Origin of the sequence: Burkholderia arboris (assembly GCF_902499125.1) — a bacterium.
GTDB classification, from domain to species: domain Bacteria; phylum Pseudomonadota; class Gammaproteobacteria; order Burkholderiales; family Burkholderiaceae; genus Burkholderia; species Burkholderia arboris.
Genome location: NZ_CABVPX010000011.1, coordinates 200,875 through 222,835, shown reverse-complemented (window position 1 = coordinate 222,835; position 21,961 = coordinate 200,875). Strand labels below are relative to the sequence as shown.

Annotated in this window: 21 protein-coding genes; 19 read left to right on the top strand and 2 right to left on the bottom strand. The window is 68.4% G+C overall.

Going from position 1 to position 21,961, the window contains the following annotated elements:
* The 6 genes from BLA15945_RS16120 to BLA15945_RS16095 form a co-directional block, all read left to right on the top strand.
* Positions 1 to 477: energy transducer TonB (locus BLA15945_RS16120; RefSeq protein WP_233464237.1), on the top strand; the 477-nt coding region annotated here is incomplete at its 5' end.
* Between the two features lie 41 nt (positions 478 to 518).
* Positions 519 to 1,235, top strand: a complete 717-nt coding sequence (locus BLA15945_RS16115) for a MotA/TolQ/ExbB proton channel family protein (protein WP_059237646.1) — start codon at positions 519 to 521, stop codon at positions 1,233 to 1,235.
* Complete coding sequence (locus tag BLA15945_RS16110) at positions 1,235 to 1,645, top strand: ExbD/TolR family protein (RefSeq protein WP_049036336.1); 411 nt, start codon at positions 1,235 to 1,237, stop codon at positions 1,643 to 1,645. Before BLA15945_RS16115 ends, BLA15945_RS16110 begins: the two co-directional genes overlap by 1 nt.
* A gap of 34 nt (positions 1,646 to 1,679) precedes the next feature.
* On the top strand, positions 1,680 to 2,756 hold the full coding sequence (locus BLA15945_RS16105) for an ABC transporter substrate-binding protein (protein WP_174992909.1): 1,077 nt from the start codon (positions 1,680 to 1,682) through the stop codon (positions 2,754 to 2,756).
* A complete protein-coding gene (locus tag BLA15945_RS16100; RefSeq protein WP_174992908.1) occupies positions 2,753 to 3,970 on the top strand; it encodes an MFS transporter in 1,218 nt (405 codons plus the stop codon). Before BLA15945_RS16105 ends, BLA15945_RS16100 begins: the two co-directional genes overlap by 4 nt.
* 192 nt (positions 3,971 to 4,162) lie before the next feature.
* Positions 4,163 to 6,478 carry a TonB-dependent receptor gene (locus BLA15945_RS16095; RefSeq protein WP_174992907.1) on the top strand — a complete coding sequence of 772 codons (2,316 nt, stop codon included), beginning with the start codon at positions 4,163 to 4,165 and terminating at the stop codon, positions 6,476 to 6,478.
* An 80-nt stretch (positions 6,479 to 6,558) separates the two neighbouring features.
* Here BLA15945_RS16095 and BLA15945_RS16090 read toward each other — a convergent pair whose 3' ends face one another.
* Positions 6,559 to 7,518 (bottom strand): LysR family transcriptional regulator, encoded by a 960-nt coding sequence (locus tag BLA15945_RS16090; protein WP_174992906.1) that lies wholly within the window; start codon positions 7,516 to 7,518, stop codon positions 6,559 to 6,561.
* 184 nt (positions 7,519 to 7,702) lie between these two features.
* On the opposite strand from BLA15945_RS16090, the gene BLA15945_RS16085 reads away from it, so the two are divergent.
* Genes BLA15945_RS16085 through BLA15945_RS16075 form a run of 3 tightly spaced genes read left to right on the top strand, consistent with a single transcriptional unit; the run spans position 7,703 to position 10,902 of the window.
* Positions 7,703 to 8,824 (top strand): M20 aminoacylase family protein, encoded by a 1,122-nt coding sequence (locus BLA15945_RS16085; RefSeq protein WP_407045106.1) that lies wholly within the window; start codon positions 7,703 to 7,705, stop codon positions 8,822 to 8,824.
* A 53-nt stretch (positions 8,825 to 8,877) separates the two neighbouring features.
* Positions 8,878 to 9,666, top strand: coding sequence for an ABC transporter substrate-binding protein (locus BLA15945_RS16080; protein WP_059237640.1), 789 nt, complete (start codon positions 8,878 to 8,880; stop codon positions 9,664 to 9,666).
* A gap of 51 nt (positions 9,667 to 9,717) precedes the next feature.
* Positions 9,718 to 10,902, top strand: coding sequence for a porin (locus BLA15945_RS16075; protein WP_174992904.1), 1,185 nt, complete (start codon positions 9,718 to 9,720; stop codon positions 10,900 to 10,902).
* A gap of 47 nt (positions 10,903 to 10,949) precedes the next feature.
* Here the strand turns inward: BLA15945_RS16075 and BLA15945_RS16070 are convergent, their stop codons facing one another.
* The gene (locus BLA15945_RS16070; RefSeq protein WP_174992903.1) at positions 10,950 to 11,969 is read right to left on the bottom strand and encodes a zinc-dependent alcohol dehydrogenase family protein; all 1,020 of its coding nucleotides are present in this window, start codon (positions 11,967 to 11,969) and stop codon (positions 10,950 to 10,952) included.
* A 126-nt stretch (positions 11,970 to 12,095) separates the two neighbouring features.
* On the opposite strand from BLA15945_RS16070, the gene BLA15945_RS16065 reads away from it, so the two are divergent.
* The 10 genes from BLA15945_RS16065 (at position 12,096) to BLA15945_RS16025 (ending at position 21,881) form a co-directional block, all read left to right on the top strand.
* Positions 12,096 to 13,049, top strand: a complete 954-nt coding sequence (locus tag BLA15945_RS16065) for a LysR substrate-binding domain-containing protein (RefSeq protein ID WP_174992902.1) — start codon at positions 12,096 to 12,098, stop codon at positions 13,047 to 13,049.
* Between the two features lie 29 nt (positions 13,050 to 13,078).
* Positions 13,079 to 13,201: a hypothetical protein gene (locus BLA15945_RS37860; RefSeq protein ID WP_265095823.1), complete on the top strand. Its 123-nt coding sequence runs from the start codon at positions 13,079 to 13,081 to the stop codon at positions 13,199 to 13,201.
* A gap of 70 nt (positions 13,202 to 13,271) precedes the next feature.
* Positions 13,272 to 14,165 (top strand): DMT family transporter, encoded by an 894-nt coding sequence (locus BLA15945_RS16060; RefSeq protein ID WP_174992901.1) that lies wholly within the window; start codon positions 13,272 to 13,274, stop codon positions 14,163 to 14,165.
* 169 nt (positions 14,166 to 14,334) lie between these two features.
* Positions 14,335 to 15,642 carry an MFS transporter gene (locus tag BLA15945_RS16055; protein ID WP_174992900.1) on the top strand — a complete coding sequence of 436 codons (1,308 nt, stop codon included), beginning with the start codon at positions 14,335 to 14,337 and terminating at the stop codon, positions 15,640 to 15,642.
* 148 nt (positions 15,643 to 15,790) lie between these two features.
* Positions 15,791 to 16,510 (top strand): SDR family oxidoreductase, encoded by a 720-nt coding sequence (locus BLA15945_RS16050; RefSeq protein ID WP_174992899.1) that lies wholly within the window; start codon positions 15,791 to 15,793, stop codon positions 16,508 to 16,510.
* A 136-nt stretch (positions 16,511 to 16,646) separates the two neighbouring features.
* Entirely contained in the window at positions 16,647 to 18,611 is a 1,965-nt protein-coding gene (locus tag BLA15945_RS16045; RefSeq protein WP_174992898.1) for an arylsulfatase, read from the top strand.
* A gap of 16 nt (positions 18,612 to 18,627) precedes the next feature.
* Positions 18,628 to 19,677, top strand: coding sequence for a formylglycine-generating enzyme family protein (locus BLA15945_RS16040; RefSeq protein ID WP_174992897.1), 1,050 nt, complete (start codon positions 18,628 to 18,630; stop codon positions 19,675 to 19,677).
* The gene (locus tag BLA15945_RS16035; RefSeq protein WP_174992896.1) at positions 19,674 to 20,486 is read left to right on the top strand and encodes a MetQ/NlpA family lipoprotein; all 813 of its coding nucleotides are present in this window, start codon (positions 19,674 to 19,676) and stop codon (positions 20,484 to 20,486) included. Before BLA15945_RS16040 ends, BLA15945_RS16035 begins: the two co-directional genes overlap by 4 nt.
* Positions 20,480 to 21,466, top strand: coding sequence for a YkgJ family cysteine cluster protein (locus tag BLA15945_RS16030; protein WP_174992895.1), 987 nt, complete (start codon positions 20,480 to 20,482; stop codon positions 21,464 to 21,466). Before BLA15945_RS16035 ends, BLA15945_RS16030 begins: the two co-directional genes overlap by 7 nt.
* Positions 21,467 to 21,542: 76 nt before the next feature.
* Complete coding sequence (locus BLA15945_RS16025; protein ID WP_174992894.1) at positions 21,543 to 21,881, top strand: antibiotic biosynthesis monooxygenase family protein; 339 nt, start codon at positions 21,543 to 21,545, stop codon at positions 21,879 to 21,881.
* Positions 21,882 to 21,961 lie beyond the last annotated feature (80 nt).

Below are 21,961 nucleotides of genomic sequence, written 5' to 3'. Positions count from 1 at the left end.
CCGCCGGTTGTGCCGCCGAAGCCGTTGAAGCAGGCGCCGACACCGGCGAAGCCGCTGACGCCGCGCATGGCCGTTCCGCATCCGGCACCCGCGTTGTCCGCCGTGCCGCAGGCGTCGCGCGAAGCGGCGCCCGCGCCAACGGCGCCGGCCATCGCCGCTCCGGCACCGGCGCCTGCGCCCGCCGCACCTGCGCGCGAAACCGCACCGATCGGCGACGCGGCATACCTGCGCAACCCGGCGCCCGACTATCCGGCGTTCGCGCAGGACCAGGGCTGGGAAGGGCGCGTCGTGCTGCGCGTGCACGTGCTCGCGAACGGCACGCCCGATTCGGTCGACGTCCGCACGAGCAGCGGCCGCCGCTTGCTCGACAACGCAGCGATGGCCGCCGTGAAGCGCTGGACGTTCGTGCCCGCGAAGCGCGGCGACGAAGCCGTCGACGGCTGGGTCAACGTGCCGATCGATTTCAAGCTGGGCTGACCCGCCGGGCGGCCCGCCACATATCTCAAGGAACTCACATCATGAACGGTATTCCGACCACCTTCATCGTCCAGGGCGCGCTCTGGCTGCTCGTCGTCTTCTCCGTCGTCACGTGGACGCTGATCGTCGTGAAGGCGATCCAGAGCCTGCGGTCGAGCGCGCGCAACCGGCGTTACGTCAGCGCGTTCTGGGCCGCGAACAGCTTCCACGACGCGGCCGCGCTCGACGGCGCGAACAGCCCGGTGGGCGAACTCGCCGCCACGGGCTTCGACGCGCTGCGGCGCGCCGACGAGAGCAGCGCGCACGATCTCGAACACAGCTGGAGCCGCCACGACCTGCTCGAGCGCCATCTGCGGCAGCAGATCCACAACGCGCGCCGGCGCGAGGAAGCGGGGCTGGCCGTGCTCGCATCGATCGGCAGCACCGCACCGTTCGTCGGCCTGTTCGGCACCGTGTTCGGCATCATCCATGCGCTGACCGCGATCACGCACAGCGCGTCGGCGAGCATCGACGTCGTCGCCGGGCCGATCGGCGAGGCGCTCGTCGCGACCGGGATTGGCATCGCGGTCGCGGTGCCGGCCGTGCTCGCGTACAACTTCTTCGTGCGCCGCGTGAAAGCCGCATCGGCCGACCTCGATGCGTTCGCGACCGACTTCGTCACGCTCGCGCAGAAGGCCGGCTTCCGCGTGCCGGCCGCGCTGCCTGCTGCCGCACCGGCACGTCGCGCCGGCGACACCCGTCAGGAGGCGTTCGCATAATGGCCTTCTCGTCCTCCTCCGACAACGACGACGTGCTCAGCGAAATCAACATCACGCCGCTCGTCGACGTGATGCTCGTGCTGCTCGTCGCCTTCATCGTCACGGCGCCGCTGCTCAACAACGCGGTGCACGTGACTCTCCCGAACACCGTCGCCACCGCACCGGCCGACCGCAAGCCGAACGTGACCGTGAGTGTCGACGCGAAAGGCGTCGTGTATCTCGACAAGCGCGCGGTCGCGCTTGCCGCGGTGCCGGCCGAGCTGGCCGCGCTGAAAGCGGGCCGGCCCGACGTCGCGCTCGACCTGCAGGCCGACGAGCACGTGCCGTACGGCACCGTCGCGAAGCTGATGGCCGCGATCGAGCACGCGGGCATCACGCGGCTGTCGGTGCTCACCGCGCCGCGCGGCTGACGCGCCTTTCACGACTTCTTTTGCGAACGCATCCATGAGCACCACGGCTTCACACAACGTTCAGTCGATCTGGTACACGCGCTGTCCGGTGCCGACGCCGCTCGGCATCGCCGCGCATCTCGGCTGGCTCGACAGCGAATTCGCCGGCGACGGCATCACCGTGCGCGCGCTGCAGGAAAGCCAGCACGCGGCATTGCATCACGCGCACGTCGATCATTCGCTCGACAACGCGTTCCGGCAGGGCGGCAGCATTCCCGCGCTGTGGGCACGCGCGGCCGGCGCCGACACGCGCGTGGTCGCGCTGACCTGGGTCGACGAGGCACAGGCGATCGTCGCGCTGCCGGAAGCCGGCCTGACGCGGCCGAAGGACTTGCGCGGGCGCCGCATCGGCCTGCCGCGCCGCGACGGCGAGCGCATCGACATTTTCCGCGCGGCCGCGCTGCGCGGCTTCGTCAGCGCGCTGTCGCTCGACGGGCTCGGCCCCGGCGATGTCGAATGGGTCGACGTCCCGGCGTCTAACCTGCGCGCGCCGGTGGCGACGCCCGTGACCCGCGACGCGGCGTTCAGCCACCCCGCGAGCCTGTCGAGCCGGCGGCTCTATGCGGCGGAAGCGGCCGCGCTCGTGCGCGGCGATGTCGACGCGATCTACGTGAAGGGCTCGCTCGGGCTGGAAACCGCGCACCTGATCGGCGCGCAGCCGGTCGTCGACATCGGCTTTCATCCCGATCCGCAGATCCGCATCAACAACGGTTCGCCGCGCCCGCTGACCGTCAATGCGTCGACGCTCGAACGTCACCCCGGCATCGTCAGCCGCTTCCTCGCGCGCGTGACCGACGTCGAGGGCTGGGCGCGCGAGCACGAGCAGGAAGTGCTCGGCTATCTCGGCCGCGAGACGGGGTCGGGCCATGACTGGCTGCGGCTTGCGTACGGTGCCGACGTGCATCTCCGGTTGCGCACGGATCTCGACGAAGCGTCGATCGCCGCACTCGACGATTTCAAGCGCTTCCTGGTCGACTGGCGATTCCTGCCTGCCGACTTCGACGTGCGCGCGTGGATCGACCGGCGCGCGCTCGACGGCATCGCGACGCTGTCACGCGACGCCGCGCGGTGAGCACGCCGGCACGCGTTGCCGACGCGTGCCGGCGCGAGCGCTTCACCGGCGGCTTCATGCTGCTGGCGCTCGCGAGCGGCACGACGATCAGCATGGCGCAGCTCGCGACGACGCTGTATGCGCTCGCGCTCGGCGTCGACAGCGCGCGGCTCGGCATCATCGCCGCGATGGAGCCGCTCGGCATCGCGCTGATGACATTGCCGGCCGGGCTGCTGGTCGCGCGCTACGGCGCGCGGCGCGTGTACTTCGCCGCGAGCATGGGGCCGATGCTGCTCAATCTCGTCGTGCCGTTCACCGGCGCATGGCCGCTGATCGCGCTCACGCAGGCGCTGATCGGGCTGTGCATCCCGTTCCGGATCGTATCGATCAACGGTGTGTTCCTCGCGCGGCTCGCGCAGATCGGCCTCGCCCGCGCGGGCTGGTATCGCGCGGCCATGTCGGTCGGAACGGGCATGGCCGGGCCGTGGCTCGCGAGCTGGCTGATCGGCGCGCATGGCGCGGTCGCGACGTTCTGCGCCGCGTCGGCGAGCTTCGCGGGCATGGCGTGGTTCAGCCGGATGCTGCTCGGCGACGCGGAACCGCCGCCACGCGGCACGCAAACCGAAACCGGCGGCCTGCGTGCGTTGCTCGCGCTCGCCTGGAGCCGCGACGTGCGCGAGCAACTTGCGCTGGAAGCGGTGAACAGTGCGACCCGCTCGCTCGCCGGCACCTTTACGGTCGTGCTCGCCATCCAGTATCTGGGGTTGTCGCAGTCGGGAGCCGTCGCGCTGCTGACCCTGCAGGGCGTCGTTGCGGTGATCGCGCTGTTCGGACTCGGGCATGTCGCGCAGCGGATGACGGCGCACCGTTGCCATGCATTCAGCCTCGCGGGCGGCGTGGCCGGGCTGCTCGCGCTCGGCCTCGCGCACGACGCGTGGATCGTCGGCGCAGGGCTCGCCGCGCTGTGCGCCGGATCGTCGCTGCTGCATCTCGTCAACATGCAGCATCTCGGCCGTCATCCGGCCGACAAGAGCCAGGTGTCGAGCCTCTACAACCTCGCGTCGATGACGGGTGCGTTCTGCGGACCGCTGGCCGGCAGCGCGCTCGTGCCGGTGGTCGGGTTGCCGGCGGTGTTTCTGTGCTGGCTGCCCGTCGTCGCGCTGGTTGCGTTCGCGCTGCGGTTCGCTCACGCGCGGCGCGGAGCGATCCCGTCACTGCCTGCAAAGCTGTCCTGATGATTGTCGGTGCCGGTGTTGCGTGACAAGCAGTTTGCTTCGCTCCACAGATGCGCATGCAGCAACACCGGCACTGCATGCGTGCTGGAAGCCCCGTACGACGGGCCTCTCGATGCTGGCATCCGAATTGCAATAGAGAACCCGTGCGTAGCTCGCACGTGCGTTCAACCGATCAAACAGGATGACTCATCGATGTTCAGGAAAAAACTAATCGTCACCGCGCTGGGGGGACTGCTGACGGGCGGCACCGTATCGTTGCCGGCGTGGGCGGAGGACGGCGCGGCGACGGCGGGGGCGCCGGACGCGAAGCCGGCGCAACAGGCACCGGAAGCGGCGGCCACGGCCGCGCCGAAGGCAGCCCGTGCGAACCGCGGCGCGGCCGCGCGCGAAACGAACCTCGGCACGGTGACCGTGACGGCGCGCCGGCGCAAGGAGAGCATCCAGGACGTGCCGGTCGCGGTGAGCGCGCTGAGCGGCGATGCGATCAAGAACAACGAGCTGCGCGTCATCAACGACGTGACGAAGTACGTGCCGAACTTCACCGGGCAATCGACCGAAGGCCGCGAGCGGCCGCGCTGGTTCATGCGCGGGGTCGGCAGCAACGATCCGTCGGACCTGTCGCTGAGCCCGATCGGCGTGTACTTCGACGACGTGTACATCAACAGCGTGTTCGGGCAGGGCTTTCCGCTGTTCGACCTCGATCGCATCGAGGTGCTGCGCGGGCCGCAAGGCACGCTGTGGGGCAAGAATACCGTCGGCGGCGCGCTCAGCATCACGTCGCAGAAACCGACCTTCGACGTGAGCGGGTACGGCAAGCTCGGGCTCGGCCAGTACAACAGCCGGCTCGCGGAGGCCGCGATCGGCGGACCGATCGGCAAGAACGACGTGCTGGCCGCGCGCGTGTCGGTGTATCACGAGAATGCCGACAGCTTCTACACGAACACCGTGCAGCAGGGGCGCTTCGGCGGCTTCCACGACAACGCGGTGCGCTTCCAGGTGCTGGCCGTGCCGACGTCGGATACCGATTTCCTGTTCAACATCCACGGCCGCAACTACACGGGCGGCGGCAATGCGTGGCATGCGGAAGGCGCGGGGCGCGGCGGCGCGAACCAGTTCGGTTTCGTCGGGTCGAGCGATCCGTATACGGTGTCGCTCAATGCTCCGTCGAGCGATCACATCTCGTCGTGGGGCACGTCGCTGACCGCGCACTGGCGCATCAACCCGGCGGTGTCGCTGACGTCGATCACCGCGTTCGAAGGGCTGCACCGCTGGTACCAGGACGACGAGGACTACTCGCCGTTCGATGCGGCGCGTTCGCACGACCGCCTGTCGAGCCGCCAGTTCTCGCAGGAATTCCGGCTCGAATCGCCGCAAAGCGACCGGCTGAGCTGGCTCGTCGGCACGCACCTGTTCACCGAGCAACTGGCCGAGCAGGGCGCCGGCGGCGGGCTGCCGGGCTCGCCGTCGCCCGCGTACTACCATCTGACGGACCTCACGCAGCATACGCAGAGCGCAGCGATCTTCGGCAGCGTGAAGTACCGGTTCACCGACCGCTTCAACGTGACGGGCGGGCTGCGCTACACGATCGAGCGCAAGACCATCAACCTCACCGGGCTGCAGGATACCGGCAACGTGACGTTCAGCGATCCGAACAGCTGGTGGTCGCCGTCGTCGGTGTCGTCGCCGCTCGCGGTCAGCGCGCAGCAGAACCAGACGAACACGTGGCGCGCGCCGACCTGGGATCTCACGCCCGAATATGCGCTCAGCAACAACGTGCGTGCGTATTTCCGCTATGCGCGCGGCTTCCGTTCGGGCGGCTACAACGGCAACGCGTATACGCAGAGCACGGTGTCGACGGTATCGCCGGAGTACCTGACCGATTACGAAGTCGGCATCAAGAGCGAGTGGTTCGACAAGCGGCTGATCGTCAACGCGAGCGTGTTCCACTACGACTATCGCGACATCCAGGTGTTCGCGCTCGCGCCGAACCCGTTCGGCGGTCCGCCGGTGTCGACGCTGTCGAACGCGGGGCAGGGGCGTGCGGACGGCTTCGAACTGGAGCTGAAGGCGCAGCCCGTCAACAGCCTGTACCTGTTCGCGAACCTCGGGATGCTGAACACGCGCTACACGGAGTTCCGCTACGTGCCGACGGCGGTGGGCAACTCGTTCGCGCGTTCGCCGCATACGACGCTGAACGCGGGCTTCGACTATCGCGTGCCGGTGTCGTTCGGCACGCTGACGGCCGGTGGCGACGTGAACTACCGCAGCCGCGAGTACTTCAGCGCGACGCGGCAGACGATGCCGCAGCTGTGGCAGGGCGGCTATACGGTACTGAACGCGCATGTGTCGTACACGACGCCGGACCAGAAGTACATCGTGACGGGCTACGTGACGAACCTGACGAACAAGGTCTACAAGAAGCTCGAACTGCTGCCGTCATATGGCGCGTATCCGGTGCTGTACGGCGATCCGCGCACGGTAGGGATCACGCTGACCGCGAAGATCTGACGCGTGGTGCCTGCCGCGGCACCGGTGCGGGTGTGCCGGTGCCGCGGCGGGTGAGGTGAGCGGCCGGCGTCCCGCGGCCGTCAGATCAGCAGCGACACCGTCCTGAACAGCGCGAGATCCTCCTTGCGCGCGGATCGTGCATGCCGGCGGATCACCTGCAGCAGGCAGTCGATAAAGCAGCGCGCCGCGTCGCTCAGCGTGCTGCTGCGGCGCGTGACGATTCCGAGGTCGCGCGGTTCGAACGTTTCCTTCAGCGACAATGCGCGCATCCGTTCGCCGAACGGCGGCACGGCCGCGAGAATCGTCGGGCACCACGTGCACATGTCGGCCTGTTCGAGCATCGTCTGCAACATCGCGACCGACTGGGCACGAACGATGCGCCGTTCGTCGATCCGTGCGCCGTGGCGCGTGAACAGATAGTCGACGAGCGCGGCCTGCCCGTCGGCCGCGAAATTCAGCACCCAGTCGTTGTCGAGCAGGTCGTGGATCGACCGCGCGCGTTCAAGCGGGTGGCCGGCGCGCACCATGACCGACGTCTCGTAGCGCAGCATCGGTTCGCAGGAAAATTCCTGCGTGCCGCCCGGCGGCACATGCCCGAGCGCGAAATCCATGCTGCCGTCGCGCAGCAGCGGCTGCGCGACGGCGATCAGCGCTTCGTGGAGTTCGAGGCGCACGTCGGGCATCCGCTCGCGAAACAGCAGAACCGCCTCCGCGAGGAACGTCACCGTGAGCCACGGCGTCACGCCGATGCTCAGCCGGCCCTCGACGCGGCCGCGCATGCGTTCGAGATCGCTTTGCGCATGTTCGAGCTGCTTCAGCACGAGTTTCGCGTGCGTGAGCAGCGTCTTGCCGTATTCGGTGAAGCCGATGCCTTCCGGCGCGCGCACGAGCAGCGGCAGCCGCTCGCTCGCTTCCAGTTCGCGCAGCGCGCGCGTGACGGCCGCCTGCGACAGCCCCAGCGTACGCGCCGCGCCGCGGATGCTCCCAGCCTCCGCGCTCGCGACGAGCGCCTGCAACTGATGCAGTTTCATCGTACTCATGGGGCGATACCCGACAACGAAAGGTTGTCATCATAACGAAACCGCGGCTGTTCGCCGGGATTTTCGCTGCATACGATTCGGCCACGATCGGTCATCCGGGCGATCGACCCGCGGAACGCATCGAGGAGAATCGGGGTTGGACCATGAAAACATTCCGTCGGAAATGGCGGCCATCGAGACGGAGATGATTGCGCTGCGCCACCGGCTGCACGCCCATCCCGAACTCGGCTTCGAGGAACATGCGACGAGCGAGCTCGTGGCCGAATGCCTGACAACGTGGGGTTATCGGGTGACGCGCGGGCTCGGCGGCACGGGCGTGGTCGGCACACTGACGCGCGGCACCGGGAAGCGGCTCGGGTTGCGCGCGGACATGGACGCGCTGCCGATTCGCGAGACCACCGGGCTGCCGCATGCGAGCCGGCGCGACGGCGTGATGCACGCGTGCGGCCACGATGGTCATACGGCGATGCTGCTCGCGGCGGCCCGCTGCCTGGCGGAACGCGCGTGTTTCTCGGGCACGCTGAACGTGATTTTCCAGCCGGCCGAAGAAGGGCTCGGCGGCGCGAAGCGGATGATCGACGACGGTCTGTTCACGCTGTTCCCGTGCGATGCCGTGTTCGCGATGCACAACGTGCCGGGCTTGCCGGCCGGCGTGCTCGGCTTCTGCGACGGCCCGGCGATGGCATCGGCCGACGAGGTGCACGTGCGCGTGATCGGACGCGGCGGGCATGGCGCCGCGCCCCACACGACGATCGATCCGGTGGTGGTGTGTGCGTCGATCGTGATGGCGTTGCAGACGGTCGTGTCGCGCAACGTGAATCCGCAGGAACTGGCGATCGTCTCGGCCGGCTCGATCCATGCGGGCACCGCATCGAACGTGATCCCGCCGCATGCGGAGCTCGAACTCAGCGTGCGCGCGTTGTCGCCGGACGTGCGCGCGCTGCTCGAGCGGCGCATCCGCGCGATCGTGCAGGGGCAGGCCGCGAGCTACGGCGCGACAGTCGAGATCGACTATCGGTACGGCTATCCGGTGCTCGTCAATCATGCGGCGGAAACGGCCTTTGCGCGCGACGTGGCCCGCGAGTGGGGCGGCGACGCGGCGCTGATTCCGCATCTGCGGCCGATCGCGGCGAGCGAGGACTTCGCATTCATGCTCGAGGCGTGCCCGGGCAGCTACCTGTCGATCGGCAATGGCGACGGTGCAGCCGGATGCGGGCTGCATCACCCGGGTTACGACTTCAACGATGCGTGCCTGGCGACCGGCGCGAGCTACTGGATCGCGCTTGCGGAGCGATACCTCGCGTGATGCGATTGCCCGGTTTGGGGTCACGGTTCACGATTTACACAAGGAGACAGGCAATGAAACAGTGGAAGTTGATGGCGGCGCTCGCGGTGGCGCTGGCGGCAGGGACGGCGCATGCCGGCGACTGGACGGGCAGGGAGATCCGCCTCGCGGTCGATCCGACTTACCCGCCGCTTGAATACAAGCTGCCCGACGGCAGGCTGACGGGCTTCGGGATCGACATCACGAATGCGTTGTGCGCGGAACTGCACGCGCGCTGCGTGTGGGTCGAGTCGAGCTTCGACGGGATGATTCCGGGGCTGCTCGCGCGCAAGTTCGACGTGATCGCGTCGTCGATGACGATCACGCCGAAGCGGATGCAGCAGATCGCGTTCACGAACCGGATCTCGAACGCGCCGGCGCGACTGGTCGTGCACAAGGGGTCGCCGCTGCTGCCGAGCGCCGAGTCGCTGAAGGGCAAGCGCGTGGGGGTCGAGCAGGGTTCCGCGCAGGCCGACTACGCGGTCGCGAACTGGCAGCCGGCCGGCGTGCAGATCGTGTCGTACCAGAACCAGGATCAGGTGTACGCCGATCTCGTGACGGGGCGGCTCGACGCGGCGTTCCAGGCATCGATCGCGGCCAGCGACGGGTTCCTGAAGAAGCCGCAGGGCAAGGACTTCACGTTCGCCGGCGCACCGATCGACGACGTGAAGTACTTCGGGCAGGGCGACGGCCTCGGGTTGCGCAAGCAGGACAACGACCTGCGCGACGCATTCAACCAGGCGCTCGCAACGATTCTCGCGAACGGCACGTACCAGCGAATCAACCGCAAGTATTTCGACTTCGATATCTACGGCGGGAAGTAAGCGGCGCGCACGCGATGTGCGCGATCTGCCATAAATAAATAAGGAATACGGATGAACTGGAGATCGATTCTTGTCGCGATTCCGGCGCTGTGCGCAGCGCCCGCGTTCGCGCAAAGCAGTGTCACGCTTTACGGCCTCGTCGATGCCGGCATCGACTATACGAGCAACGTCGGCGGCCATGGCGCGTGGCAGATGGCAAGCGGCTTCGCTCAGGGCAGCCGCTGGGGGCTGAAGGGTACCGAGGACCTGGGCGGCGGCTACAGCGCGCTGTTCCAGATCGAGAACGGCTTCAACGTGAACAACGGCACGCTCGCACAGGGCGGCCGCATGTTCGGGCGTCAGGCCTACGTCGGGCTCGGCAGCACGCGCTTCGGCACGCTGACGCTCGGCCGGCAATACGATTCGGTCGTCGACTATCTTGCGCCGACGACCGCGAACGGGAGCTGGGGCGTCTATCCGTTCTCGCACCCGCTCGACAACGACAACACCGGCAATACGTTCCGCGTGAACAACACGGTCAAGTACGCGAGCCCGGACTTCTCCGGCTTCTCGTTCGGCGGCACCTACAGCTTCAGCAACGACACGGGTTTCGCGAACAACCGTGTATGGAGCGTCGGCGCGCAGTACGAGCAGGGCGGCCTGCTCGTCGGCGCGGCGTTCCTGAACGCGAACAACCCGGGTGCGACGTCGGGCGGGGCGATCGCCGGTTCGGGGTCGGTCGGCGCCGACGCGAATTTCGCGTCGGCACGACTGCGGATCTTCGGGGCGGGCATCAACTACACCGCAGGGCCCGCGACGGTCGGATTCGCGTACACGAACAGCAACGTCACGCGGCCGACCGCGAACGTCGGCTACCTGTTCGGCGACGAGACGATCGAACCGGTGACGGGGCCGCTCGCGGGCGGCACGGTCACGGCGATCAAGTATCAGAACTTCGAAGTGAACGGCAAGTACCAGTTCACGCCTGCATTCTTCGTCGGCGCGCAATACGTGTACACGACGGTGCGCTACGACGCGACGACGGGCGCCGCGAAGCCGAAGATCCATTCGATCGGGTTGATGGCCGACTACAACCTGTCGAAACGCACGGACGTGTACCTGATGGGCGCGTACCAGCGGATTGCCGGCGACGCGACCGGTTCGTCGCTCGATCAGGCGTATATCCCCGGCGCGGCCGATCTGTCGTCGAACGCGAAGCAACTGATGGTGCATGCGGGGATCCGGCACCGCTTCTGACGGACCCCGGCCGGAAGGCGGCGGAGGCGGCCCGCCGCCTCTTTCGATTACTGCGCGACGCGAATCACGACCTTCCCGAAATGCTGCCCCGACTGCAGGTACGCATACGCCTGCGGCGCTTCGTCGAAGCCGAACACGCGATCGATCACCGGCTTGAGCCGCTTCGCATCGACGAGCCGCACGACGTCGTCGAGCATCGCGCGGCTGCCGACCATGAATCCGTGCAACTGGCGGACGCCGCCGATCAGCGACAGCAGCCCGAGTTCCGGCCCGCCGAAGCTGCTGAGGCCGCCGATCACCGACACGATGCCGCCCATCTTTGTCGCGGCGACCGAGCGTGGCAGCGTGTCGCGGCCGCCCACTTCGACGACCAGGTCCGCGCCCACGCCGTCGGTGAGCCGCAGCACTTCGTGTTGCCACTCGGGCGTGGCGTGATAGTTGATCGTTGCGTCCGCACCGAGTGCGCGGGCGCGTTCGAGCTTCGCGTCGCTCGACGATGTCACGATCGTGCGCAACCCGGCCGCATGCGCGAGTTGCAGCGCGATGATCGAGACGCCGCCCGTGCCGAGCAGGACGACGGTCGCGCCCGGCCCCAGCCCGCCGTCGACGAACAGCGCGTTCCATGCGGTGATGCCCGCGCACGACAGCGTCGCCGCTTCGTCATAGTCGAGATGCGCGGGAATCGCGACCAGCGCGGCTTCGTCGGACACGAAGCGTTCGGCCAGCACACCGTCGAAATGCGAGCCGGCCGACCCCGAGACTTTGTGCGGCGTGGCCGGCCCGTCGATCCAGTGCGGGAAATACGTGTTGATCACGCGATCGCCGGGCTTGAAGCGCGTGACATCGCGGCCGGTTTCGACGACTTCGCCGGCGCCGTCGGCGACCGGGATCAACGCTTCCGTACCGATGCCGAGATAGTCGCCGCGCGCGAACATCAGGTCGCGATAGTTGAGGGCGGCCGAGTGGATCTTCACAACGACGTCGGTCGGCCCGACCGGGCGCGGCGTCGCGTCGATGCGCCGAAGCCCGGCAACGCCGTCGCCCGGTTTAACTTGCCATGCATGCATGTCCGCTCCTTTTCGAGATAGTCCGGACTATCATAGTGTTGCGCAGGGGGACGCATTGGCGAGAATTCGGCCAACGATTGTCGCCGGTGTGGACACAAGCCTGTCATCCCAACGGAGCGGAGTTGCATGGACGAACGGCTGAGAGGCGTCGCCGAATTTGTCGACGTGGTGGAATCGGGCAGCTTCGCGGCGGCGGCGTTGCGCCTCGGCATCACGCGTTCGGCCGTCGCGAAGATCGTCGCACGGCTCGAACAGCGTCTCGGCGCGCGCCTCCTGCAGCGCACCACGCGCCAGCTCGGCCTGACCGACGAAGGGCTCGTCTATTACGAGCAGTGCCGGCGGCTGCTGGCCGAACTCGGCGAGACCGAGGCCGCGCTCGACGCGGGTCGCCGCGAGCCGGCCGGGCGCGTGCGGATCAGCGTACCCGTGCTGTTCGGGCGGCAATGCGTGGCGCCCGTCGTGCGGCGCCTCGTCGAGCGGCATCCGCGGCTCGAAATCGACGTGTCGTTCAGCGATCGCGTGGCCGACCTCGTGAACGACGGTTTCGACATTGCAGTGCGCATCGGCGCGCTGGCCGATACGAGCGCGCTCGTCGGCCGGAAGCTGGGCGTGCAGCGCATGGGCATCTGCGCATCGCCCGCATATCTGGACCGTCATGGGCGGCCGTCGGGGCTCGACGCGCTTGCGTCCCACGTCGGCATTGCATACTCGCGCGCCGGGCAGCCGACGCCGTGGCGGATCATCGGTACGGACGGCGCGGTCCACGACCATCGCACGGCCGGCCGCCTGCGGTTCGACGACCTGCAGGCGATCGCCGATGCGGCCGCCGCCGGTGCGGGCCTCGCGTGGTTGCCGTGCTGGCTGATGGCGCCCTACGTCCGTGACGGCCGTCTCGCGCTCGTGATGGACAGCGACAGCGTGTCGGGCGCCGAGGTGTACGCGGTGCGGCCGGCCTCGCGTCATGTGCCATCGAAGGTGCGCGTGGTCATCGACGCGCTGGTCGACGAGATTCCGTCCATACTGGCGTCCGATGACGCCGATGGCGAGCGCGTGCCGCAGCGCAGCGCTCACGCTCCGTAGCGACGCGGCACGTTCGGTTGACGCGGCGTATGATCACCCGCACAACGCACTGGCGGGGGCAGGCGGTCATGAACAGGAAGCTGCAGGTCGCGATCGTCGTCGGCATCGTCGCGACCGTGATCAACGTCGCGTATCACCTGATCCGTCGATGATGCGCCGGCCCGCACGCTATCCCGGCACGAAAGCGGCGGACGCTCACGCGGCGCCGCGAGGCGAGCGCGCATGACCGCGATCGGCACCCCGATGGCCACACGCCAACCCGGCTGGCTGCGCATCGCGCCTGCACTGTTCCTGCTGCTGTGGGCCAGCGGTTTCGTGTTCCTGAAGCTCGGCCTGCGCTATGCCGATCCGCTCACCTTCCTCGCGCTGCGCTATGCATGCGTGGTCGCGCTGCTCGCCGGCCCGTTCCTGTGGCTGCGTCCGCCGTTGCCGCGCACGCGGCGCGAATGGCGCAACCTCGTCGTCGTCGGCCTGTTGCTGCAGGCCGGCTATTTCGCGTTCACGTACCTGAGCCTGAAGCTCGGCATGTCGGCCGGCGCCGTCGCGCTCGTCACGTCGCAGCAGCCGATCCTCGTCGGTCTGCTCGCGCCGATGATCGCCGGCGAACGCGTCGGCGCGCTGCGCTGGCTCGGGCTCGCGCTCGGCGCCGCGGGCGCGGTGCTGGTGATCCTCGCGCGCTCGTCGGTCGATATCGCTTCGCCGTGGGCGCTGGCCTTCGCACTGCTTGCACTCGCCTGCATCACCGGCGGCACGCTGTGGGAGAAGCGCTTCGGCACCGACGTGCATCCGGTCACCGCGAACCTCGTGCAGTACGCGGTCGGCCTTGCCGTTACCGCGCCGCTCGCGTTCGCGCTCGAACCGATGCACGTGGAATGGACGGCCGGCCTCGCCGGTTCGCTTGCCTACCTCGTCATCTGCAATTCGCTGATCGCGATCTCGCTGCTGCTCGCGATGGTGCGATACGGCGAGGCGTCGCGCGTGTCGGCGCTGTTCTTCCTGATTCCGCCCGCGACCGCGCTGATCGCGCTGGCGGTGCTCGGCGAGACGATCGGTGCGCTCGCCTGGCCGGGCATGGCGCTTGCCGCGGCCGGGCTGTTTCTCGTGATGCGTTACTGAGCGACGGGTCTCGTTCGCGTCTCACATATCGAGAAGGCGTCCCGATAATTGACGCGAATTTCACGCGGCTCCTAGACTGGCCTGCATGACGCCGCGCCTCACGCGGCGCGACGATGCCGCGCACCGTGCGCGCATCCGCACCGTCCCGCGAGACGATGGAGACATGCCGATGACCGCTGCCGCCCCGCAGTTGCATGCCGCGACGATGCGGCGCCTGAACCTGCGCCTGATTCCGTTCCTGATGCTGCTGTATCTCGTCGCATACATCGACCGGTCGAACATCTCGGTCGCGGCGTTGCAGATGAACGCCGACCTCGGCCTCAGCGCCGAAATGTACGGGCTCGGCGCGGGGCTGTTCTACGTGACGTACATCCTGTTCGAAATCCCGAGCAACCTGTTCCTCGCACGCGTCGGTGCGCGCCGCTGGATCGCGCGGATCATGATCACGTGGGGCATCGTCGCGGCCGCGATGAGCGCCGTTCATACGCCGGGGCAGCTGTACGCGATGCGGCTGCTGCTCGGCGCGGCGGAAGCGGGCTTCACGCCGGGCATCATCTACTACCTGTCCGCGTGGTATCCGCAGAGCGATCGGGCGCGCGCGATGTCGTTCTTCTACATCGGCGCGACGCTCGCGTCGGTGATCGGGCTGCCGCTGTCCGGTGCGCTGCTGAACCTGAACGGCGTGCTCGGCCTCGAAGGCTGGCGCTGGCTGTTCCTGCTCGAAGGCGTGCCCGCGCTGCTGCTCGGCTTCGTCGTGCTGCGCCGCCTGCCGGACACGCCCGCGCATGCGCGCTGGCTGCCGGCCGACGAGCGCGCGTGGCTCGAGGCGACGCTGCGCGACAGCGCACCGCGCGAGCACCTGTCGCACGGCGTCGCGCTGCGGCGTGCGTTCGGCGACGGCAAGGTGTGGGTGCTCGCCGCGTTCTGGCTGCTGCAGGCGTTCGGCACGATCGGGCTCACGCTGTTCCTGCCGCTGCTCGTGAAGAGCCTGTCCGGGCAATCGAGCTTTGCGGTCGGCAGCCTGTCCGCGCTGCCGTTCCTGTTCGCGTGCGTCGCGATGTATCTGAACGGCCGGCATTCGGATCTCGGCGGCGAGCGCGCGCGCCATCTCGGCGTGCCGATGCTGCTGGCCGGCGCGCTGCTGGTCGCGGCGATCTACGCGCCGGTGTTGCCGGTCGCGTATGCGCTGCTCGTGCTCGCGGTCGGCTTCAACTGGGCCGCGACACCGGTGTTCTGGGCCGTGACGACCGAATACGTGTCGGGCCTCACGGCCGCCGCGTCGATCGCGCTGATCAATGCGGTCGCGAACATCGCGGGGCTCGCGCTACCGCCGGTGATGGGGCGCATCAAGGACGTTACGCATTCGTACGATCTCGCGCTGCTGCTCGTCGCGGTCGCGTTGCTGGCCGGCGGCGTGCTGGCGTTGCGGATCGCGTCGCGGCGCGCGATGCCGGTCGCGGCGGGGCGGGCCGGCTGATCGACTGGCGTGTGCGTGAGGTCGACGGGTAGCCGGCGGCGACCGTACGCGTTTTGCGACGCTGCGGCACAATCGGGCGGAGCACGCGCGCGCCGGGTGACCACCGGTGCGTCGCGCCGTTTCCGGACTCCTCGTCAAAGGCACGCCCATGTCATCCCGCACTTTCCTCGTTACCGGCGCATCGCGCGGCATCGGCCTCGCGACCAGCGCCACGCTCGCTCGACGCGGCCATCGCGTCATCGGTCTTGCGCGGCATGCGCAGGGCATCGACTTCCCCGGCGAATTGCTTGCATGCGATCTGGCCGACATCGGACAGACGGCGGCGGTACTCGCGCAGATCGGCGAACGTCACGACGTCGACGGCATCGTCAACAACGCGGGCATCGTGTTGCCGCAGCCGCTCGGGAAGATCGATTTCCAGTCGCTGCAGACCGTGTTCGATCTCAACGTGCGGGCCGCGATCCAGGTCACGCAGCACTTTGCCGATGCGATGAAGGCGCGTGGCTACGGACGCATCGTCAACATCTGCAGCCGAGCGATTTTCGGCAGCCTCGATCGCACCGCGTATTCGGCCGCGAAGAACGCGCTCGTCGGTTGCACGCGCACGTGGGCGCTCGAACTGGCCGAGCATGGCGTGACCGTCAACGCGGTTGCGCCGGGCCCGATCGAGACGGAACTGTTCCGCCAGACGCGGCCGGTCGGCAGCGAAGCCGAGCGCAAGGTGCTCGCGACGATTCCCGCGCGCCGGCTCGGCACAGCCGGCGACGTTGCAGCCGCGATCGCGTTCTTCCTGTCCGACGAAGCCGGCTTCGTCACGGGGCAGGTGCTGTCGGTGGACGGCGGCGGCAGCCTCGGCGGGCGCAGCTGACGCACGGCGGCGCGGGGCGTGCCGGGCGCCGCGCATCGCATATTCCCGCGCCCCGTTAGCATGTGACGAATCCGACTTTGGGCGCCGCGCGGGCGACGCTAAGATCGCCGATCCCTTAGATCGAGCGTCAACAATAATGAAAAAGTCCGCTGCGCCGTTGCATGCTTTCCGTTTCCGTGTCGTCTGCGCCGCGATCGCCGGCGCGGTGTCGCTGGCGTCGTGCGGCGGCGTCGACAGCGATGCACCGCCGCCCCAGGCCGACGCCACGCCGACCCCGACCCAGGCCGCGAAGCGCCCGAACATCCTGTACATCATGGCCGACGATCTCGGCTACTCCGACATTCATGCATTCGGCGGCGAGATCAACACGCCGAACCTCGACGCGCTCGTCGCATCGGGCCGCATCCTGTCGAACCATCACACGGGCACGGTCTGCGCGATCACGCGCGCGATGCTGGTGTCCGGCACCGATCACCATCTGGTCGGCGAAGGCACGATGGGCGTGCCGACCGACGAACGGCGCGGGCTGCCCGGCTACGAGGGCTACCTGAACGATCGCGCGCTGTCGTTCGCGCAACTGCTGAAGGACGCGGGCTACCACACGTATATCGCGGGCAAGTGGCACATCGGCTCGGGGATCGTCGGCAGCGCGACGGGCAGCGGGCAGACGCCGGACCAGTGGGGCTTCGAGCGCAGCTACGTGCTGCTCGGCGGCGCAGCGTCGAACCACTACGCGCACGAGCCGGCCGGCTCGTCGAACTACACGGAAGACGGCCGCTACGTTCAACCTGGCCAGCCCGGGCAGCCGGGTGGCGCGGGCGGCAGCCCGGCCGTGTTCTATTCGACCGATTTCTATACGCAGAAGCTGATCTCGTACATCGATGCGAACCAGCGCGACGGCAAGCCGTTCTTCGCGTACGCGGCGTACACGTCGCCGCACTGGCCGCTGCAGGTGCCCGACCCCTGGCTGCACAAGTACGCGGGCGTCTATGACGCCGGCTACGACGCGATCCGCAACGCGCGGATCGCGCGACAGAAGGCGCTCGGCCTGATTCCCGCCGACTTCAAGCCGTTCGACGGCCTGCCCGAGACGACGGCCGCATCGCCCGCGACCGCGAACAACGGCAGCGCAGCCGCGAAGTACATCAGCGCCGTGCATTCGGCCGCGGACGGCTACAGCGACTACGGCGCGGGCAAGGTCGACAAGCTGTGGGCGAGCCTGTCGCCGGCCGAGCGCAAGGCGCAGGCGCGTTACATGGAGATCTACGCGGGAATGGTCGAGAACCTCGACTACAACATTGGCCTGCTGATCCAGCACCTGAAGGACATCGGCGAATACGACAACACGTTCATCATGTTCCAGTCGGACAACGGCGCGGAAGGCTGGCCGATCGACGGCGGCGCGGACCCGACAGCAACCGACACCGCGAACGCGCAGGACCCGGTCTATTCGGCGCTCGGCACCGACAACGGCAAGCAGAACGCACAGCGCCTGCAGTACGGGCTGCGCTGGGCCGAAGTGAGCGCATCGCCGTTCCGGCTGACGAAGGGCTATTCGGCCGAAGGCGGCGTGTCGACGCCGACGATCGTGCGGCTGCCGGGCCAGTCGCAGCAGTTGCCGACGCTGCGTGCGTTCACGCACGTGACCGACAACACGGCGACGTTCCTCGCGGTCGCGGGCGTCACGCCGCCGTCGCAGCCGGCACCGCCGCTCGTCAACACGCTGACGGGCGTCGACCAGAACAAGGGCAAGGTGATCTACAACAACCGCTACGTGTATCCGGTCACGGGGCAGTCGCTGCTGCCGGTGCTTACGGGCTCGGCAACGGGTGAGGTGCATACGGCGCCGTTCGGCGACGAAGCGTACGGCCGCGCATACCTGCGCAGCGCCGACGGCCGCTGGAAGGCGTTGTGGACCGAGCCGCCGCTCGGGCCGCTCGACGGTCACTGGCAACTGTACGACCTCGCGTCGGATCGCGGCGAGACGACCGACGTGTCCGCGCAGAACCCGTCGGTGATCGGCACGCTCGTCAACCAGTGGAAGGCCTACATGAGCAACGTCGGCGGCGTCGAGCCGCTGCGTCCGCGCGGCTACTACTGATACCGGGGACGACACGATGCGGTTCCGCTTCTGGACGACCGGCGCGGCGCTGGCCGCCACGCTGTTCGCCGCCGCGTTCGCGGTGGGCTATGCGAATTCGGCGGCGCCGGCCGGCGGCGCGTTCGACGACTTGAATCACGGCCGCGCGCTTGCGCCGCTCGGGTCGGAACGGCAGTGCGAGCGTTACTCGGGGCTGCCGGCGAAGTGGCGCGACGACCCGCAGGCCGGGATGGTGCACCTGCGCGGCGGCGCGTTCGTGTTCGGCAGCACGCGCGGCTATGCGGACGAGCGTCCGGTCGGCGACGGCCGCGCGCGCGTCGGCGGCTTCTGGATCGACCAGACCGACGTGACGATCGCGCAGTTCGCCGCGTTCGTGCAGGCGACCGGCTACGTGACCGAGGCCGAGCGGCAGGGCGGCGCGGCGGTGTTCCATGTGCCGACGCGCGACGAGATGAATGCGCGCGACCTCGCGTGGTGGTCGTGGGTGAAGGGCGCGTCGTGGCGTCATCCGCGCGGGCCGGGCAGCGACGTGGAAGGGCGCGGCAACCTGCCCGTCACGCTCGTCACGCAGCGCGATGCGTTCGCGTATGCGCACTGGCTAGGCCGCGATCTGCCGACCGAAGCCGAATGGGAATACGCGGGCAAGGCCGGCCGCGACGATGCGTCGCTCGATGCGGCGCCGCGCGATGCGCAGGGCAAGCCGGCCGCGAACTACTGGCAGGGTGCGTTTCCGGTGCTCGACACGGCCGAGGACGGACATGCGGGGCTCGCGCCTGTCGGCTGCTACGCGGCGAACGGCTTCCGGCTCTACGACATGATCGGCAATGCATGGGAATGGACGAAGGACGCGTACACGGGCCCGCATCAGTCGCACACGAACGGCGACACGGCGGCCGTCGCACCGCCGACACGCCGGCACGATACGCCGATGGTCATCAAGGGCGGCTCGTTCCTGTGCTCGCGCGATTACTGCGTGCGCTATCGCGCGTCGTCGCGCGAACAGCAGGAAGCCGATCTCGGTGCGTCGCATATCGGTTTTCGCACGATTCTGAGGGATGCATCATGACGAAGGGCTTCGTGCGATTCGTTTCCGTGTGGTTGCTGGCCGCGTGCGGCGTCGTGCATCAGGGCGCGGCCGTTGCGGCCGAAACCGCTGCACCGGCGGTGCGCGTCGGCGTCACGCGCGGCGTGCATGCGCAGATCCTGGACGAAGTGAAACGCGTCGCCGCTGCGCGAGGATTGGGTGTCGATGTCGTCGAATTCGACGATGCATCGCGCATCGACACGGCGCTGGCCGATGGCCGGATCGATGCGGCCAGCTTCGAGGATGCCCAGCAGCTGGCCGCGACGCGCACGCAGAAGCGCTACGCGCTGACCGAAGTCGCGCCGACCGTCACGTTGCCGATGGCGTTCTATTCGCGCAAGCTGAAAAGCCTGAACGAACTGCAACCGGGTGCGACGGTGGCGCTTCCCGCCGATCCGCGCGGGATGGCGCGTGCGCTCGTGCTGCTGCAGAACGACACGCTGGTGACGCTGCGCGAAAAAGCCGGTCTGCATGCGACGCTGCGCGATGTGACCGGCAACCGGCTCGGGCTGAAACTCGTCGCGCTGCGCCGCGATCGTCTGTACGCGGCGCTCGACACGGCTGCATTCGTCGCGATCGACAGCGACGACGCGGCACGCGCCGGGCTGCAACCCGCGCGCGACAGCATCAGCCTCGAGGATGCGCGCTCGCCGTATGCGAACGTGCTGACGGTGCGCGACGCCGATCGCGCGAAGCCGTGGGTCGCGCAGCTCGTTGCCGCGTATCACTCGGACGACGTCGCGCGCTTCATCCTCACGCGCTACCAGGATTCGGTGCGGCGGCCGTGGTAGAGACCTACCTGCTTGCGTGCAACGCATGCGGACGCTGCTGCAACAGCCCGCCGGCGCTGTCGTTGCGCGAGCTGTTCCGGCATCGGCATCGCTTCGTCGGCGCGCTGACGGTCCGCCGCGTGCCGAGGCGGCGGATCGGCGAGCGCTGGCGTGCGGGCGGGCGAGAGCATGCGCTCGATGCGGATGACGTCGCGGCGTCCGATGCGCTGGCCGACCGGCTGTTCCATCGCATCGGCGGCGCGCATGGCGAATGGGTCGCGCTGACGCTGCAGGGCTACGACTATCCGTCGCTCGGCCGTTGCGCGGCGCTGGCCGACGACGGCCGCTGCAGCGTGCATGCGAACAAGCCGTCGATCTGCGGCGCGGTGCCGCTCGATCCGCTGCTGCCGGACCGGTTGCAGTCGCGTGTGCTCGCCGCGCGGCGCGACGACGCGGCGTGGCTGGGCGCGAGCTGCATCGTCGACGCGGGCGCGGCACAGTCCTCCGTCGAGTCTTCCTTTCCGATTCCGCTGGTAACGGCCGGGCAGGTCGCAGACCGCGCGGCGCTCGACGCACATCGCGACGCACTCGTGTTCGAGCGCGCGGTGTGGCGCGATGCCGTGTTCACCTCATTGACCGATGGCGGGCAGGATGGGCGTCATGCGCTGTCGCGGCTTGCGCCAGGCGGCTACCTGACCGTGTCGATCGTGCCCGTCCTGCTGACGGTTGCATCGGTTTCCGCGCATTGCCGCGCGCTGTGCATCGACTTCATCGACGCGCAGCGTGCATTGATCGGCGCAAACATCGAAGCGGCACTCGCGCGCCGACGTGCCGACGACCGGCCAGCGACGCATGAGTTGCGCGGCTTCGCGCAGGCGCTCGAACGGGCGCGACTGGCGCTGGCGGCCATGCCGTCGCCCGCCGCCGGCGTGTGTGACGATGCACGAAGGATCGACGCGTGGCTCGACGACCGTCTCGTCACCGATCCGCTCGCCGCGTAGCCGCTGCGCGACGATCTCGGCATGCCGCGGGTGCCTTACACTTGGCGCTCTTTCAACCGTCTCCCATGGAGCGTGCATGTACGCGTCGACCTTCATTTTCCGTGCCGGGCAGTACGACGACGAGTTCCACCGGCTCGACCGGCAGATCGCCGACATTGCGCGTGCGACGCCCGGCTATCTTGGCGAGGAAACGTGGGAGAACGCCGAAGCGGGGCTGATCCAGAACGTTTACTACTGGGAATCCGAAGCTGCGCTTCAGCAGTTGATGCAGCATCCGGCGCATCTCGAAGCGAAAGCAAAGCAGGCACGCTGGCTGGACGGCTATCGCGTCGTGATTTCGAAGGTACTGCGCGAGTATGGCGACGGCAAGCTGACGCAGCCGCAGGCAGGACAATCCGCGTCGCCGGCTGTCTGATTCATTTCTTTCGCATTACATATAAATAACAAGCGAAGATTCCGACGCGCCCGCATTCGTCTGCGGGTTTCGGCGGCATC

Bases quoted from the DNA above. Each gene is read 5' to 3' on its own strand.
- BLA15945_RS16115 (WP_059237646.1), top strand. From the start codon at position 519: ATGAACGGTATTCCGACCACCTTCATCGTCCAGGGCGCGCTCTGGCTG.
- BLA15945_RS16110 (WP_049036336.1), top strand. From the start codon at position 1,235: ATGGCCTTCTCGTCCTCCTCCGACAACGACGACGTGCTCAGCGAAATC.
- BLA15945_RS16105 (WP_174992909.1), top strand. From the start codon at position 1,680: ATGAGCACCACGGCTTCACACAACGTTCAGTCGATCTGGTACACGCGC.
- BLA15945_RS16095 (WP_174992907.1), top strand. From the start codon at position 4,163: ATGTTCAGGAAAAAACTAATCGTCACCGCGCTGGGGGGACTGCTGACG.
- BLA15945_RS16090 (WP_174992906.1), bottom strand. From the start codon at position 7,518: ATGAGTACGATGAAACTGCATCAGTTGCAGGCGCTCGTCGCGAGCGCG.
- BLA15945_RS16085 (WP_407045106.1), top strand. From the start codon at position 7,703: ATGATTGCGCTGCGCCACCGGCTGCACGCCCATCCCGAACTCGGCTTC.
- BLA15945_RS16080 (WP_059237640.1), top strand. From the start codon at position 8,878: ATGAAACAGTGGAAGTTGATGGCGGCGCTCGCGGTGGCGCTGGCGGCA.
- BLA15945_RS16075 (WP_174992904.1), top strand. From the start codon at position 9,718: ATGAACTGGAGATCGATTCTTGTCGCGATTCCGGCGCTGTGCGCAGCG.
- BLA15945_RS16070 (WP_174992903.1), bottom strand. From the start codon at position 11,969: ATGCATGCATGGCAAGTTAAACCGGGCGACGGCGTTGCCGGGCTTCGG.
- BLA15945_RS16065 (WP_174992902.1), top strand. From the start codon at position 12,096: ATGGACGAACGGCTGAGAGGCGTCGCCGAATTTGTCGACGTGGTGGAA.
- BLA15945_RS37860 (WP_265095823.1), top strand. From the start codon at position 13,079: ATGATCACCCGCACAACGCACTGGCGGGGGCAGGCGGTCATGAACAGG.
- BLA15945_RS16060 (WP_174992901.1), top strand. From the start codon at position 13,272: ATGACCGCGATCGGCACCCCGATGGCCACACGCCAACCCGGCTGGCTG.
- BLA15945_RS16055 (WP_174992900.1), top strand. From the start codon at position 14,335: ATGACCGCTGCCGCCCCGCAGTTGCATGCCGCGACGATGCGGCGCCTG.
- BLA15945_RS16050 (WP_174992899.1), top strand. From the start codon at position 15,791: ATGTCATCCCGCACTTTCCTCGTTACCGGCGCATCGCGCGGCATCGGC.
- BLA15945_RS16045 (WP_174992898.1), top strand. From the start codon at position 16,647: ATGAAAAAGTCCGCTGCGCCGTTGCATGCTTTCCGTTTCCGTGTCGTC.
- BLA15945_RS16040 (WP_174992897.1), top strand. From the start codon at position 18,628: ATGCGGTTCCGCTTCTGGACGACCGGCGCGGCGCTGGCCGCCACGCTG.
- BLA15945_RS16035 (WP_174992896.1), top strand. From the start codon at position 19,674: ATGACGAAGGGCTTCGTGCGATTCGTTTCCGTGTGGTTGCTGGCCGCG.
- BLA15945_RS16025 (WP_174992894.1), top strand. From the start codon at position 21,543: ATGTACGCGTCGACCTTCATTTTCCGTGCCGGGCAGTACGACGACGAG.